This is a genomic window from Pseudomonas sp. FH1 (genome assembly GCF_000510895.2).
Taxonomy (GTDB): domain Bacteria; phylum Pseudomonadota; class Gammaproteobacteria; order Pseudomonadales; family Pseudomonadaceae; genus Aquipseudomonas; species Aquipseudomonas azotoformans_A.
On the sequence record NZ_AOHM01000022.1, the window covers coordinates 119,726 to 136,145 of the forward strand.

Below are 16,420 nucleotides of genomic sequence, written 5' to 3' on the forward strand. Positions count from 1 at the left end.
GTGGAGTCGGGCGAAGGTGTTATCAAGTTCTGAAGCGGCGTTGCATATGCTCACAGATTTTTGCGCGTCGATTGCGCGCGCCTATCTAGGCTGTGAAAGCGTGCTCGACAAAGCACCACCGGTCCGATCGGCTCTATAGCAAATTGCGATAGTCAGTGTTCGGGTATAACCTTCATAGCAAGATGCGATAGGGATGTTGCATGCGAGTGATCAGTGCGAAGCAAATACGAAATGCCAAGGAAAAATGGCCTCACTCAGCCAGTGCTCTGGATGAGTGGCATCGGAAGGTCAAAGTCATCAGCCCTGAAGATTTTGCGACGTTGAGAGCCGTTTTCCCGGCTGTGGATAAAGTTGGGGCGCTGCATGTGTTCAATATCGGAGGCAACAAGCTCCGCCTTGTTGCCATCGTGCGCTATCGAATGCAGCGCCTCTATATCCGGCATATTTTGGACCATCGTGAATACGACAAGGGTAAATGGAAGGAGTCATGGGAAAAATGAGTGTATTGATCGAGCAAGTCGCCGAGCATTGGCAGTTCGTGTCCCCCTTGTTGCGTAAGCCGAAAACCGAGGCTGATTACGATCTGTTGGTCGAGGCGCTCGACGAATTGCTGGATATCGTGGGGGACGATGAAACCCATCCGCTGATGGGGCTGGTCGATATCATCGGTGACTGGGTTGAGGCCTACGACTTAGAGCATTGGCCAATACCTGAGGCGAGCGGTGTCGATGTATTGCGGTCAATGATGCAGGAGCATGGCTTGACGCAAAGTGACCTGCCTGGGGTCGGCGCTCAGTCGGTTGTCTCAGAAATCCTGAGTGGAAAACGCCAGCTGAACGTTCGGCAGATTCGTTGGCTGGCGGAGTTCTTCAAGGTGCCGGTGGACATGTTCATCTGATCACGATCAAGGCGGTGGGTGATCTTCTGGATAGGCCTCCTACGACGAACAACTAATCTCCAAATGCTTCCCCCAATCCGGCGGGCGCTGTGCGTATTGCTCCATCCCTGCTTGCTCCTCAAACGGCTTGGAAAGCACTTCATGCAGCCGTCGCACCTCGCTGTAATCCCCGGATTCAGCGGCCGCGATGGCGTTTTGCGCCAGGTAGTTGCGCAAGATATACAGCGGGTTCACCGCCTGCATCCGCACACGGCGCTGTTCCTCGCTGTAGTCACCATCCCGTGCAGCACGCGCCTTGTACTGCTCGGCCCAGGCATCAAACCCGGCCAGGTCGACAAAGTCATCGCGCAACCGCGCCACGGCCAACGCCGCCGACTCATCTCCCAGGCGGCGGAAGAACAGGGTGTAATCCACGCCGCTGTTCTGCATCAGCTTCAATAAACGCTCCACCAACTGCTGGTCATCGTCTTCGGCGGTGGTGAGTCCCAGGCGGCGGCGCATCAGGTCCAGGTAGTTCGCTTGATACAGAGGCAGATACAGCCCAAGCGCTTCTTTCAAGGCGTCGACGCTGATAAACGGCGTCAGTGCTTGCGCCAATGCGCTGAGGTTCCACTGGCCGATCGGCACCTGATTGCTGAAGGAATAGCGCCCTTCATGATCGGAGTGGTTGCAGATGAAGTGCGCATCAAAGTCATCCAGGAACGCAAACGGCCCGAAGTCGAAGGTGATGCCGAGGATCGACATGTTGTCGGTGTTCATCACGCCGTGGCAGAAGCCATAAGCCTGCCACTTGGCGATCAGTTCGGCATTGCGCTCGACGATTTCGCGGAACATCGCCAGGTACGGCTCGGGCTGTTCGCGGCACTCGGGGTAGTGCAGGTTCAATACGTGTTCGGCCAACAGCGCCTGCTGTTCGGGCTTTTTGGTGTAGTAGAAGTATTCGAAATGCCCGAAGCGGATATGGCTGTGTGCCATGCGCAATACCATCGCGCCGCGTTCCTGCTTCTCGCGCCACACGGGTGTGTCGGAGCCGATCACGCACAGCGCGCGGCTGCTGGGGATGCCCAGCGCGTGCAGCGCTTCGGAGGCCAGGAACTCGCGGATTGAGGAGCGCAACACCGCGCGACCATCGCCCATGCGTGAGTAGGGCGTCATCCCGGCACCCTTGAGGTGCAAGTCCCAGTGCTCGCCCGCCTCGTTGTACACCTCGCCCAGTAATAAGCCACGGCCGTCACCCAGTTGCGGGGTGTAGCCGCCGAACTGATGCCCGGAATAGACCATCGCCCGGGGCTCCGCTTCGGCCCACAATTTGTGGCCGCCAAACAGCTCGGCAAATACCGGCGTTTCGGCCACGGCGGGGTCAAGGTCGAGCAGGGCCAGGGCGGCCTCGCTCGCCACAACCAGGCGCGGCGCGTCGAGGGGCTCAGGCAATACGTGGGTCGAGAACGCGTCGCCCAGGCGTGCGAAGCGGTTGTCGAAGGTCAGTTCGTCGAGGGCTTTCACCGGCCATCTCCAGCAGAATGTCCGAGCATTCTGCTGGGGATAGCGCGGTTAGTCGAGTTTGCTCGGCGGTGGTTCCTGCACGCCGCCGTCGTTGGCGGGCTTGGCGGGAGGGGTGTCGACTTCCACCAACTTGTATTCCTGGCCGTGGAGGTTCTTGAGGTAGACCTCCATCTGGCGGAACGAAATGTTGATGCTCTCTTTCTTGAACTCGCGATTGATAAAGCGGTTCACTTCGTCGATCACCGGGTTGCGGTCGCCTAGGTCGCGCACGTGCATGCGCAGTTCGTGGTCGAGGGTGCTTTCGCCGAAGTTGAGGAAGTACACGTGGGGCTCTGGCTCCTTCAGTACCCGAGGGTTGTCGCGGGCGGCCTTGAGCAGCAGTTCCTTCACGCGGTCCAGGTCGGAACCGTAGTCCACGCCGAGTTTGAGGGTGACGCGGGTGATGGTGTCGGTCAGCGACCAGTTGATCAGTTGCCCGGTGATGAAGGTTTTGTTCGGGACAATGATGTCCTTGCGATCAAAGTCGGTGATCGTGGTGGCGCGGATGCGAATCTTGCTCACCGTGCCCGACAGGTTGCCGATGGTGATGGTGTCGCCGATGCGCACAGGGCGTTCGAACAGGATCATGATGCCGGAGATGAAGTTGGCGAAGATTTCCTGCATACCGAAACCCAAGCCCACCGACAGCGCCGCCACCAGCCATTGCAACTTGTCCCAGCTCACGCCGAGGGTGGACAAGGTGGAGACGAAGCCGACGCCGGCAATCACATACGACAGCAACGTGGTGGTCGCATAGGCACTGCCCTGGGCCAGGTCCAGCTTGGACAGCACCAGCACTTCGAGCAGGCCGGGCAGGTTACGCGCCAGGGCGAAAGTGATGCCGATGATGATCAACGCACCGAGCAGGTCACCGATGCTGATCGGCACCATGCTGATATTGGCGCCGGTGCCGCTGGTGTATTCGTACAACGTGACGTTATCCAGGTACGAAAACACCGAGATCAGGTCCGACCACACCCAGTACAGCGCCGCGATAAAACCGCCGAGCAAGGCCAGGCGGATCAGGCGCATGGATTGTTCGTTGACCTGTTCGATGTCTAGGGTCGGTTCTTCGATCACTGCTTCACCGTCGCCGGCTTCCTTGGCGGCCTGGCGTTTGGCCAGGGCACGCGCATAGGCCAGTCGTCGGGCGGCAACGCCCAGGCCGCGAACGAAGGTGGCTTCGATCACAAGCCAGAACATCAGCAGGTACAGGGTGTTGATCAGGCGGTCACTGAGCTTGAGCGCGGTGTAGTAGTAGCCAAAGCACACGGCGATAAACAGCGCGACCGGCAGCGCGGTAAACAACAGGCCCACGGCCTTGCGGAACAGCGAGGCTTTTTCATGGGTCGGGCTGTTGAGCAACAGGCGCCCGAGCAGCCAGGCCATCAGCGCGTAGCAGGTCAGTACCACGCCGATGCCCAGCACGTCGTCGGCCAGCGCCGCCGGTTGGTGCTCGGCAATGGCCACCACGGCCACCAGGGCCAGTACCACCAGCCCGAGCTTGCGCACCCAACCTTGCAGGAATTCGACCTGGGGTTTTTCCCAGCGAAAGTGCAGTTCAGCCACGCCACCCGGCGCCAGGATGCGATAAGCGGTGTAGAACACCAGCCAGGCCTGGGCGATCTGCAGCAGCGCCGACCCGAGGTTGGCGTTCTGCCCACGGGCGTCGATCTGCAGCGCGTAGCCGCACAGCGCCAGGCCGAGGGACACCGGCATCGCCAGCAGGATATTGATCAGGATGGCCTGGGGCGTGTGCCACTGGCTGTCACGCTTGAAGTGGCCAATGTCCAGATGGACCTTGTTCAGGCGCTGGTACAGGTTTTTACGGCGCCACAGCAGCGCGCCAATCAACAGCAGCAGCGGCAGGAACAGCAGCGGGCGCTGGGTCAGGCCGTCATACAGCTCGCTGACGCTGGAGGCCCAGGGCAGGGTGGCGACTTGCTTGCTCAGGTGCGCCGGCACGGTTTCCAGCCATTCGGTGTCCAGCGGCTTGTTACTGGGGATCCAGAACATCTGCTCATCCAGCGTCGCGCGCAGGGTGGTGGCGGTGCTGAGCAGTTGTTTCTGGTTCAGTTGCAGGGTAATGGATTCGTTGAGCAGCGCGCTCAACTCACGGCTCAGGCGCTCCAGCAGGTCGCTGCGGGTGATCGCCAGTTCCAGCAGGGTGCGGCGCAGCTGGGGGGTGACGTCTTCCGGCGCTTGGTTGGCCAGCAAGTTATCCACATAGGCGCTCGGCGAACTGATCAGTTCGCGCTGCTGGTTGACCTCGAACTGGTACAGGCGAATGTTGGCGATGTCGTCCGCCAGGTCGCGGTCCACGGTCAGGCGTGGCAAGGCTTGTTTCTGTTTGTAGAGGATCTTGGACAGCAACAGGCTGCCCTTGAGCACGTTGATCTGCTCGTCCAGGGCCGAGTCGCTCTGGGTCACCGTGTCGAGTTGTTGCTTGGTTTTCAGGTTTTTCTGGGTCAGGTCATTGAGGCGGTCGGTGCTTTTGAGCAGGTAGTCGGACAGCTTCAGGTTGGCCGCGCTCTCGGTGGCGAGCAAGCTGCTGCCACCGGCTTTTTGCGCTTCGATGGACTGTTGGGTGACCGTTTGTTGGGATTGGGCCAGGCGCTTCTGGTTGATCAGGGTTTGCAGGTCCTGGATCTCTTGTTCCAGGCGTGCAGTTTTTTCCATCACCAGGTCGTGCTGGCTGTTGCCCAGGTCTTGCAGTTGGCTGTTGCCGGCCAGTTCCTGGCGGCGCAACGGGATCAGTGCGTTGAGGGCGGCGAGTTCGGCGTTGAGCTGGTTGCGCTGGTCGCCGGTCAGGGCCTTGCCGTTGTCCTTGCCGGCCTTGAGGATCGAATTGATCTGCAGGATGCGCGTCTGGCTGCTGCTGATTTCGGTCTGGGCGCGTTCGGGGCGGGTCTGGGCTGCGATGGACAGGCTGTTGGCGTCGGCCAGTTCTTTTTGCAGGTCGCCTTGCTGGGTGGTGCGCTGCACCAGCAGTTGCTCAAGCTGCGGCACCGGCAGGGTGGCGTAGCGCTGGGCGACCGGGATGATTTTGGTGGCCTTGAGCCGGGTCAGCTCGCGCTGGTTGTCGGCGGTCTCGCGCGGCGCGTCTTCCAGCTGGCGCTTGAGGTCGACCAGGCGCTGCTCGTAATCCTGCTTGTTGCCCAGGTAAGTCAGGGTCTGCTGCAGGATGGTCTGCAGGGCCTTCATGTCGGCGTCGGGCAGCTTGCGGTCGGGCAGCTTGTCCAGGGTTTGCTGGATGGCGTCGGCGCTGGGCGGGTCGGCCGCGTGAACGGTGCCGACACAAAGGGTCAGGCCCAGCAGGGCAGTGGCGAGGAACGTGCGCAGGGTAGGCATAGAGACCGGTCTTGCAAGGTGAAGAATCGGGGGCGTCGTCGCCCCGCAGTTTAGAGGAAGAGTCCGGGGCCCGGGCGACTTCCTTCGGGGAATCTGACGCCCACTTTGCCGATCTTGTTCCCGTCCATGACCGCGACGGTCCAGATGGTGTTGTTCCATTCCACCTGGTCGCCGACGATGGGCGCGCCGCCGACTTTCTGGGTGATGAAACTGCTCAGCGGCATATCCGGGTCGATGCCCTCCAGCTTCAGGCCGTACAGCGCGGAAACCGCGCCCAGCTGGGCATCGCCTTCCAGCACGAAGTCGCCGAAGAAACGCAGGTCCAGACCGCGTTGCGGCGCCTGGCTGAAGAGTTTGCCCAGGGCCGGCAGGTTGTGTTCATGGCCGATCACGCAGAGCAAATCGCCGACTTCCAGCACGGTACTACCCGACGGATGGAGCAGTTGCTGGCCACGGAACAGCGCAGCGATCCGCGTGCCTTCGGGCATTTTCAGCTCACGCAGGGCGGCGCCGATGCACCATTTTTCCGCGCCCAGGCGGTAGACGAACAACTCCCACTCGCTGGTGACGTGCACTTCCAGGGCAGCACGGGAAATCGGCGCCGGGTCCGGTGGTACGGTGACCTTGAGCAGCTTGGCCACCCACGGCAGGCTCGTGCCCTGCACCAGCAGCGACACCAGCACGATAAAGAACGCCAGGTTGAAGTACAGCTGCGCGTGGGGCAGGCCGGCCATCAGCGGGAACACCGCCAGAATGATCGGCACCGCGCCGCGCAGGCCGACCCAGGCGATAAAGGCTTTTTCGCGTCCGTGGAACGCCTTGAACGGCAGCAGGCCGACCATCACCGACAACGGCCGTGCAAACAGGATCATCCACAGCGCCAGGCCCAGGGCCGGCAACGCGATGGGCAGCAAGTCATGGGGCGTGACCAGCAGGCCCAGCACCAGGAACATGCCGATCTGTGCCAACCAGGCCATGCCGTCGAGCATATGCAAAATGCCATGACGGCTGCGCACTGGGCGGTTGCCGATGACCAGGCCGCATAGGTACACGGCGAGGAAGCCGCTGCCGTGCAAAGCGTTGGTCACCGCGAACACGAACAGGCCGCCAGCGATTACCAGGATCGGGTACAAGCCAGTGGCCAGGTTGATGCGGTTGACCATTTGCAGCATCAGCCAGCCGCCGCCCAGGCCGACCACGCCGCCGATGCCGAACTCGCGCACCAAGTGAGTCAGCAGGCTCCAGTGCAGGCCGGTCTGGCCGCTGGCCAGCATGTCGATCAAGGTGACGGTGAGGAACACCGCCATGGGGTCGTTGCTGCCGGATTCGATTTCCAGGCTGGCAGTGACCCGTTCGTTGAGGCCCTTGCCGCCGAGCAGCGAGAACACTGCCGCGGCGTCCGTGGAGCCGACAATCGCGCCAATCAACAAGCCTTGGATGATATTGAGGTCAAACAGCCAGGCCGCAGCCATGCCGGTGAGGCCGGTGGTAATCAACACCCCCACCGTGGCCAGCGACAACGCCGGCCAGAGTGCCACGCGGAAACTCGCCACCCGTGTGCGCAAACCGCCATCGAGCAGGATCACGGCCAGGGCGAGGTTGCCCACCAGGTAGGCGGTTGGGTAGTTATCGAAGATGATGCCGCCGCCATCGACGCCGGCGACCATGCCCACGGCCAGGATGATCACCAATATCGGGATCCCCAGGCGGGACGAAAGAGAACTCACCAGAATGCTCGCACTCACCAGCAACGCGCCGATCAAGAACAGGCTGTTGATGGTCGTCGCATTCAAAGGCAGTACTCCATGAGCAAACAAGACGGGGCGCAAACTGACCATGCAGTCTGCGTGCCAGCGATTCTAACCTGTTGAATTGCTGCACTGTCAAAAAGCTTTTTCTGATTCGTGCAGGGTTAATGTGGAAGCTGGCTTGCTGTAGTGGGCAGGGCTCTTGTAGTGAGCAGGCTTGCCCTGCGCTGGGCTGCAGAGCAGCCCCAACAGGAACACCTCATGTTTACAGATAGTATGCGGTGACTGGTTTTGGGGCTGCTTCGCAGCCCAGCGCGGGGCAAGCCCGCTCACTACAGTCGGTCGGGGTCAGTTACAGGCGGAAGCGGCCGACCATTCCGTTCAAGTCCACCGCCAGGCGCGACAGTTCACTGCTCGCCGCACTGGTCTGGCTGGCGCCGGTCGCTGATTGCACCGATAGATCGCGGATGTTCACCAGGTTGCGATCCACTTCCCGCGCCACCTGGGCCTGTTCTTCCGCCGCGCTGGCGATCACCAGGTTGCGTTCATTGATCTCGACAATCGCGGTATTGATGGTATCCAGCGACATGCCGGCGCCTTTGGCGATGTTCAGCGTCGATTCGGCGCGTTCGGTGCTGTTGCGCATCGAATCCACCGCGTGCTCGGTGCCGGCCTGGATACTGCCGATCATCCGCTCGATCTCGCTGGTCGATTGCTGCGTGCGATGGGCCAGGGCGCGCACTTCATCGGCCACTACCGCAAAACCGCGACCGGCTTCACCGGCACGCGCCGCTTCAATTGCTGCGTTCAGGGCCAGCAGGTTGGTCTGGTCGGCCAGGCCGCGAATCACATCCAACACCTTGCCGATGTCGCGCGACTCATTGGCCAGGTCGCCAATCAGGGTGGCCGTGGCTTGCACGTCGCCGCTCATGCGTTCGATGGCGCTGACGGTTTCCTGCACCAGGTCACGGCCATCGCCGGCGGAGGTGGTGGCGTTGCGCGAAGCTTCGGAGGTACTGACCGCATTGCGGGCGACTTCTTCGACGGCGCTGGTCATCTCGTTCACCGCCGTGGCGGCTTGTTCGATTTCGTTGTTCTGCTGGGTCAGGCCGCGGGCGCTTTCGTCGGTGACGGCGTTCAGTTCCTCGGCTGCCGACGCCAGTTGGGTCGCTGACCCGGCGATGCGTTGCAGGGTGTCGCGCAGCTTGTCCTGCATCTTGGCCATGGCGGCCAGCAGGCGCCCGGCTTCGTCGTTGCCGTCGACCTTGATCGGCCGCGTCAGGTTGCCTTCGGCCACTTCTTCGGCGGCTTCGAGTGCCTGGGAAATAGGCAGGGTGATACTGCGGGTCAGCAGCCAGGCGAACAGCAGGGTCAACGCCGTGGCGATCACCAGCAGGCCGACCACCAGGTCAAAGGCCAGGTTGTATTGGTCTTCGGCTTGCTGATTGGTGGCCAGGGCCATCTTGTTGTTGATGTCCAGCAGGCGGGTGAGCACGGCGTTGACCTGCTCGGAGTTGCTCAGCAGTTCGGTGTTGAGCAGGGCGCGCAGTTCTTCCACTTGATTGGCGCGCGACAGGCTCTTCATGCGCTCTTCAATCTGATGGTACTGGCCCAGCAGGCGTACGTATTCGTCGTAGGTCGAGCGCTCTTCGCTGCTCTCGATGAGTTTTTCGTAGATGCCCTGGGCCGTGCGAATCTGCTGGTTACGTAGTTCAAAGGCTTCCAGGGTCTTTTGCTGAACCTCCGGCTCGCGGTTGGTCAGCAGGCGGTACGACAGCACCCGCAATCGCAGGGTCAGCTGGGTAAATTCATCGAGGGCACGAATGCTCGGCACGCTGGACAGGGTGATGTCTTCGGTGGCGCCACGGATCTTGCTCATCTGGTTCAGGGCAAACACACCGAGAAACAACATCAACGCGCCAATAAACGCGAAGCCGAGGAAGGCCCTCGGAGCGATATTCATATTACGAAGCGACATGCGGGAATCCTGGGGGAGAAGCGCGATCCGTGCGGCCATGAGACGGGGTGTCCCTCTCTATCGGTCGTACGACTAAAGTCTAAAGGGGCGTGTGCGGTTTTGTCGCATCTGACGAGGGGTTTCGCCGATTCAGGAACCAGATCCGGTAAATGCAGTCACTAAGGCTCGAAAGTGCGGCCCGGCCCTTAAAAATCGGGCTGCGCGCCGGGGATAACCCTGGCATCCGAGGTGAATTTTCTTTATCGTCACCGCCCTTTGAAAAAGCCCGAGAAATCAAAATGTTAGAAGCATCCCTCAGCCAATTGGAACAACTCGTCAGCGACCTGGTACAGCAGAACCAGGACCTGCTGGGCACCAACGAATCCCTCAAGGCGGAACTGGCCCGCGCCAAGGACGAGAACGACAGCCTGCAACTGAACCTGATGGAGCAGGAAGAAAAGCACGGCGCCACCGCCGCGCGTATCCAGGCGCTGGTTGAGCGTGTGAGCGCAGGGCCTGTCGGCGCATGAGTGAAGGGATAAAGGTCGTTTCGATTCTCGGAGAGGATTACTCGATCAAGGCTCCGGCCGGGGAAGAGAAAACCCTGATGCACGCCGTGACCCTGCTCAAGGCGTCCCTGGCCACCACCAAGAAGAAGTACCCGACCCTGATCGGTGACAAGCTACTGGTGCTGGCGGCGCTGAACCTGTGTGCCGAGCAGATCGAAATGCAGCAGGCGCACCAGCAGGAACTCGACCGTTACCAAGAGCAAGTCAGCGCCACGGTCGATGTGATTTCCAAGGCGATCGGAACGCCTTAGAACCACTCATCTTGCATGCCGAGGCACGTGTCATCACGGGCCTCCAAGATTGCCAGTTCATGATGGCAGCTCGGCACTTCCCAGGTCAGGAAGTACCGGGCGGCCTGGAGCTTGCCTTTATAGAAGGTCACATCCGCCGCATTGCCCTTGGCCAAGCCGGCTTCGGCGTGAATCGCCTGTTCCAGCCAGCGCCAGCCAATCACCGTATGCCCGAACACCTTCAGGTACAGCGCCGAATTCGCCAGGCTGCTGTTGACCTTGCCGTGGGCGAGATCCGTCAGCAAACCGAGGGTGACGCTTTGCAGGCGGTTGACCAGTTGCTCCAGCGGTTCCCTCAGCGCGGTAAGGCTTGGGTATTCCTGGGCGCGGGCGCCGGCTTCGGCGATCAGTCGGATGAGTTGCTTCAAGCCCGCGCCACCGTTCTGCGCCAGTTTGCGCCCGAGCAGATCCAGGGACTGGATGCCGTGGGTGCCTTCGTGGATCGGGTTCAGGCGGTTGTCGCGGTAGTACTGCTCCACCGGGTATTCGCGGGTGTAGCCATGGCCGCCGAGAATCTGGATCGCCAGTTCGTTGGCCTTGAGGCAGAACTCCGACGGCCAGGATTTGACGATGGGCGTGAGCAGGTCCAGCAGTTCGTGGGCTTGTTTGCGTTCGGTTTCGGTGGCCAAGGTGGTGGTGTCGTCAAACAGCCGTGCGGCGTAGAGGCCGAGGTCGAAGGCGCCTTCCACGTAGGATTTTTGGGTAAGCAGCATGCGCTTGATGTCCGCGTGCTGAATGATCGAGACCGGTGCGGTCGTGGGATCTTTACTGTCGGGCAGGCGACCTTGCGGGCGTTCGCGGGCGTACTCCAAGGAGTAGAGGTAGCCGGCGTAACCGAGCATGACCGCGCCCATGCCGACACCAATCCGCGCCTCGTTCATCATCTGGAACATGCAGCTCAACCCCTGGTGCGGCTTGCCCACCAGATAGCCGACGCAATTCCCGTTATCGCCGAAGTTAAGCGCGGTGGACGTGGTGCCACGCCAGCCCATCTTGTGGAACAGCCCGGCCAGCAACACATCGTTGCGCTCGCCCAGGCTGCCGTCGTCGTTGACCAGGAACTTGGGCACGATAAACAGCGAAATACCCTTCACCCCGGCCGGCGCGTCCGGCAGTTTGGCCAGCACCATGTGCACGATGTTTTCCGACAGCGGGTGGTCGCCGCCGGAAATGAAAATCTTGTTGCCTTTGAGTCGATAGCTGCCGTCAGCCGCAGGCTCTGCGCGTGTACGAATATCTGACAGCGAAGAACCGGCGTGGGGTTCGGTGAGGGCCATGGTGCCGAAGAAACGGCCGTCGATCATGGGTTGCAGGAAGCGTTGTTTCTGATCCTCGGTGCCGAAGCTTTCAATCAGGTTGGCGGCGCCCATGGTCAGGAACGGGTAGGACGTGGATGCGGCGTTGGCCGACTGGAAGTGCGCGAAACAGGCTTGGGACAGCAGGGTCGGCAGTTGCATGCCACCCGCTTCGAAACTGCGCGCGGCGTTGAGGAAGCCGGCTTCCAGGAAGGCGTCCACGGCGGGTTTCACTTCCGGGATCAGGATGGCCTGGCCGTCTTCGTAGCGCGGTTCGTTTTCGTCGTTCTTGCGGTTGTGTGGGGCGAAGTACTTCTCCGCGATGGTGCGGGCGGTGCTGATGGCTGCATCGAAGGTTTCGCGGTTGTGCTCGGCAAACCGCTCACGCTGGGTCAGGCCCTCGGCATCGAGGACTTCGTACAGCTCGAAAGCCAGATTGCGGGAACTGAGCAGCGACTCGGACATGGCGGATTACCTTTAGAAAAGTATGCCGCAGTCTAGGAGTGCTGATAAAAACGGGGAAGGAAGATAGATGGGGGTGATGGGGCGGCACAAGTTGCAAGCTTCAAGCTACAAGTAAGAGCGCGATGCTTTTACTTGCAGCTTGTAGCTTAAAACTTGCCGCTGCTGATCAGCCGATAGTCATCAGGCTGGCGTTACCGCCCGCCGCAGCGGTGTTGACGCTCAACGCTCGCTCAATCACCAAGCGCTCCAGCGCAATCGCCGTCTCGCCTTGCGACAAGCCATGCACCCCGACAATCGCCCCACCACGCTGCGCCACTTGCTGGCACACCGCACGCAGTTGGTCGGAATCACCGTGATGCAGAACTGCATCAAACACCACGTCGTCCTTGGTCCAGTCGGCCACGCGCTTTATCTTCGCCTGAATCTCCTTCGGCAGGCGTGGGAACAAGGCTTTGGTCAGGTCGGATTCGGGCCATACCGCCGAGCCGCCCACAGCCAACACTGCCGCCAGTTGCGTCAACAGGTCGCCTTCCACTTCCGCCAGGCACAGTACGTGCTCGCGGGGCAGGATGGCGTAGCTGTTGCGTTCGCCGGTCGGGCCAGCCAGTTGGCGGGTGATACCGCTTTGCGATTGCGCGGCGAACTGGCTGCACAGGGCACTCAGGTCGCTGAACTTATTGCTGTCGGCCCAGGTTTTCAGGGCGGTCAGCGGCTGGCTCATGGCGTCACGCAGGCGCACGTCCGGTGCGGCCAAGGCGTCGCCGCGTACGAAGGATTGCTCAATGGCATCCGTAGGACGCGTCGACAGCAGGCGGTACAGGTACAGCGGGCCACCGGCTTTCGGGCCAGTGCCCGACAGGCCTTCGCCGCCGAACGGTTGCACGCCGACCACAGCGCCGACGATGTTGCGGTTCACATAGACGTTACCGGCATGGACGTTGTCGATCACCTTGGCGATGGTCTCGTCGATACGGGTGTGCACGCCCAGGGTCAGGCCATAGCCGGAAGCGTTGATCTGGCCGATGAGCTGGTCGATCTCTTTGCGCTTGTAGCGCACCACGTGCAGCACTGGGCCGAAGATCTCGCGTTGCAGTTCGTCGAAGCTTTCCAACTCGATCAGGGTCGGCATCACGAAGGTGCCACGCTTGATCTCTTCACCGTCGGCAATCGCCACTTGATACACGTTGCGGCCTTTGTCGCGCATGGCCTGGATGTGTTTCTCGATGCCGGCCTTGGCTTCGGCGTCGATCACCGGGCCGATGTCGACGGACAGGCGCTCCGGGTTACCCAAGCGGCATTCCGCCATGGCGCCCTTGAGCATTTCGATGACACGGTCTGCCGAATCTTCCTGCAGGCACAGCACGCGCAGGGCCGAGCAGCGTTGGCCGGCACTGTCGAAGGCCGAGGACACCACGTCGATGACTACTTGTTCGGTCAGCGCCGAGGAGTCGACGATCATCGCGTTCTGGCCACCGGTTTCGGCGATCAGCGGGATCGGACGGCCCTGGGCATCCAGACGACCGGCGACGTTGCGTTGCAGCAGACGCGCCACTTCGGTGGAGCCAGTGAACATCACGCCTTTGACGCGATCATCACCCACCAGGCGGGCACCGACGGTTTCGCCCTGGCCCGGCAGCAATTGCAGCACGCCTTCCGGAATACCGGCTTCCAACAGGATGCGCACGGCTTGCGCGGCCACCAATGGGGTTTGCTCGGCAGGCTTGGCCAGTACCGGGTTGCCGGCGGCCAATGCGGCGGCGACTTGGCCGCTGAAGATGGCCAGCGGGAAGTTCCACGGGCTGATGCAGACCACCGGGCCCAGCGGGCGGTGGGCGTCGTTGGTGAAGTCGTTACGTGCCTGCACCGCGTAGTAGCGCAGGAAATCCACGGCTTCACGCACTTCGGCGATGGCGTTGGCGAAGGTCTTGCCGGCTTCGCGAGCCAGCAGGCCCATCAGCGGTTGGATCTCGCCTTCCATCAGGTCGGCGGCACGTTCCAGGATCGCAGCGCGCTCGGCGGGCGGGGTGGCCTGCCAGATCGGGCCAGCGCTGATGGCGCACTGGATCGCGTTGTCGACGTCTTCGACGGTGGCTTCTTGCACGTGACCGACCACGTCACGCAGGTCGGACGGGTTCAGTACCGGTGCTGCCGCTTGCTCGCTGGAGGCGCAACCGAGCATCGGCGCCGCTTTCCAGTGGTTGTGTGCGGTGGCCAGCAAGGCGCAGGACAACGACGCCAGGCGGTGTTCGTTGGCCAGGTCGATACCGGCCGAGTTGGCGCGGTCGCTGCCGTACAGGTCACGCGGCAAGGGGATGCGCGGGTGCGGCAGGCCGAAGCCGCCTTCCAGCGTGGCCATTTGCTCGATGCTGGCCACTGGGTCGGCCACCAGCTCCTGAATGGAGATGGATTGGTCGGCAATGCGGTTGACGAACGAGGTATTCGCGCCGTTTTCCAGCAGGCGACGCACCAGGTAAGCCAGCAGCGTTTCGTGGGTGCCAACCGGTGCATACACGCGGCATGGACGGTTCAGCTTGCCTTCGGAAACCTTGCCTACAACCTGCTCGTACAGCGGTTCGCCCATGCCGTGCAGGCATTGGAACTCGTACTGGCCGGGGTAATAGTTCTGACCTGCGATGTGGTAGATGGCCGACAGCGTGTGGGCGTTGTGCGTGGCGAACTGAGGGTAGATGACTTCCGGCACCGACAGCAGTTTGCGTGCGCAGGCAATGTAGGAAACGTCGGTGTACACCTTGCGGGTGTAGACCGGGTAGCCTTCCAGGCCTTCGACTTGGGCGCGCTTGATCTCGCTGTCCCAGTACGCGCCTTTTACCAGGCGGATCATCAGGCGATGGCGGCTGCGGCGCGCCAGGTCGATGACGTAGTCGATCACATACGGGCAACGCTTCTGGTAGGCCTGGATCACGAAACCGATGCCGTTCCAGCCGGTCAGTTGCGGCTCGAAGCACAGGCGTTCGAGCAGGTCCAGGGACAGCTCCAGACGGTCGGCTTCTTCAGCGTCGATGTTCAAGCCGATGTCGTATTGCTTGGCCAGCAGGGTCAGGGACAGCAGGCGCGGGTACAACTCGTCCATCACACGCTCGTACTGCGCACGGCTGTAGCGCGGGTGCAGGGCCGACAGCTTGATGGAAATGCCCGGACCTTCATAAATCCCACGGCCGTGGGACGCTTTACCGATCGAATGAATGGCTTGTTCGTACGAGGCCAGGTACTTCTGCGCGTCGTGTTCAGTCAGCGCGGCTTCACCGAGCATGTCGTAGGAGTAGCGGAAGCCCTTGGCTTCGAACTTGCTCGCGTTGGCCAGGGCCTCGGCAATGGTTTCGCCGGTGACGAACTGCTCGCCCATCAGGCGCATCGCCATGTCGACGCCCCTGCGGATCATCGGCTCGCCGCTCTTGCCGATGATGCGGCTCAGGGACGAGGTGAGGCCCGCTTCGTTGTGGGTGGCGACCAGTTTACCGGTCAGCAGTAAGCCCCAGGTCGCGGCGTTAACGAACAGCGACGGGCTGTTGCCCAGGTGCGGCTGCCAGTTGCCGGTGCTGATCTTGTCGCGGATCAGTGCGTCGCGGGTGCCCTTGTCCGGGATACGCAGCAGCGCTTCGGCCAGGCACATCAGTGCTACGCCTTCCTGGGACGACAGGGAAAATTCTTGCAGCAGGCCCTGAACAATACCGGCACGGCCGCCGGCACTCTTCTGGTTACGCAGTTTTTCAGCGATCGAGGCGGCCAGCTTGTTGGTGGCTTCGGCCATCGGGGCCGGCAGTCGAGCCTGTTCGATCAGCATCGGCACCACTTCCGGCTCGGGGCGGCGGTAAGCGGCGGTGATCGAGGCGCGCAAGACGGATTGCGGCAGGATGCTCTCGGCGAACTCCAGGAAGCACTGGTGGGCGTGGTCGGTCTGAACCTCGCCCGCATCGTCGGCGTCTTTGCTGCTCAAACCATTGAGTTCGGTCAGGGTTGCACCACCCTCCAGTTTCTCCAGGTAATTGAAAATCGCCTGCTTGATCAGCCAGTGCGGCGTGCGATCAATGGAGGTCGCGGCAGCCTTCAGGCGCTCGCGGGTCGGGTCGTCGAGTTTGACCCCAAGGGTGGTCGTAGCCATTTTCTTATCCTCATGGGTGCCACTACCGAGTGGCATCAGCTGGCGGCAAGATTAGCTTTGCGCATGCAGAGGTGCAACCGGGTGCAACCCTTTTTGTTCAGGAAATTTTCGATCGTGATCGGGAAAAAAATACACCGCCGACGGATTGCGCTCCGCCTTGGTGCGTTTGCTTCTGAGATCGGCTG

Annotated in this window: 10 protein-coding genes; 4 read left to right on the forward strand and 6 right to left on the reverse strand. The window is 61.6% G+C overall.

What is annotated here, in order from left to right:
• Window positions 1–200: 200 nt before the first annotated feature.
• A complete protein-coding gene (locus tag H096_RS09310) occupies window positions 201–500 on the forward strand; it encodes a type II toxin-antitoxin system HigB family toxin (protein WP_033897790.1) in 300 nt (99 codons plus the stop codon).
• Window positions 497–898, forward strand: coding sequence for a transcriptional regulator (locus tag H096_RS09315; protein ID WP_016979222.1), 402 nt, complete (start codon window positions 497–499; stop codon window positions 896–898). Before H096_RS09310 ends, H096_RS09315 begins: the two co-directional genes overlap by 4 nt.
• A 39-nt stretch (window positions 899–937) precedes the next feature.
• On the opposite strand, the gene selO is transcribed toward H096_RS09315, so the two are convergent.
• From selO to H096_RS09335, 4 genes are all read right to left on the reverse strand, one after another.
• Entirely contained in the window at window positions 938–2,401 is a 1,464-nt protein-coding gene (gene selO, locus H096_RS09320; RefSeq protein WP_033897791.1) for a protein adenylyltransferase SelO, read from the reverse strand.
• A gap of 48 nt (window positions 2,402–2,449) precedes the next feature.
• Window positions 2,450–5,791, reverse strand: a complete 3,342-nt coding sequence (mscK, locus tag H096_RS09325; protein WP_033897792.1) for a mechanosensitive channel MscK — start codon at window positions 5,789–5,791, stop codon at window positions 2,450–2,452.
• Between the two features lie 50 nt (window positions 5,792–5,841).
• Complete coding sequence (locus H096_RS09330) at window positions 5,842–7,584, reverse strand: potassium/proton antiporter (RefSeq protein ID WP_016977199.1); 1,743 nt, start codon at window positions 7,582–7,584, stop codon at window positions 5,842–5,844.
• A gap of 307 nt (window positions 7,585–7,891) precedes the next feature.
• Window positions 7,892–9,517, reverse strand: a complete 1,626-nt coding sequence (locus H096_RS09335) for a methyl-accepting chemotaxis protein (RefSeq protein WP_033897793.1) — start codon at window positions 9,515–9,517, stop codon at window positions 7,892–7,894.
• A gap of 278 nt (window positions 9,518–9,795) precedes the next feature.
• On the opposite strand from H096_RS09335, the gene H096_RS09340 reads away from it, so the two are divergent.
• Entirely contained in the window at window positions 9,796–10,026 is a 231-nt protein-coding gene (locus tag H096_RS09340; RefSeq protein WP_016977201.1) for a hypothetical protein, read from the forward strand.
• Window positions 10,023–10,316, forward strand: coding sequence for a cell division protein ZapA (locus H096_RS09345; protein WP_016977202.1), 294 nt, complete (start codon window positions 10,023–10,025; stop codon window positions 10,314–10,316). The genes H096_RS09340 and H096_RS09345 overlap by 4 nt, the downstream gene beginning before the upstream one ends.
• On the opposite strand, the gene H096_RS09350 is transcribed toward H096_RS09345, so the two are convergent.
• Together H096_RS09350 and putA are read right to left on the reverse strand one after the other, a co-directional pair.
• On the reverse strand, window positions 10,313–12,115 hold the full coding sequence (locus H096_RS09350) for an acyl-CoA dehydrogenase (protein WP_033897794.1): 1,803 nt from the start codon (window positions 12,113–12,115) through the stop codon (window positions 10,313–10,315). The two genes, H096_RS09345 and H096_RS09350, sit on opposite strands and share 4 nt — an antisense overlap.
• Window positions 12,116–12,281: 166 nt before the next feature.
• Window positions 12,282–16,235, reverse strand: a complete 3,954-nt coding sequence (gene putA / locus H096_RS09355; protein WP_033897795.1) for a trifunctional transcriptional regulator/proline dehydrogenase/L-glutamate gamma-semialdehyde dehydrogenase — start codon at window positions 16,233–16,235, stop codon at window positions 12,282–12,284.
• Window positions 16,236–16,420 lie beyond the last annotated feature (185 nt).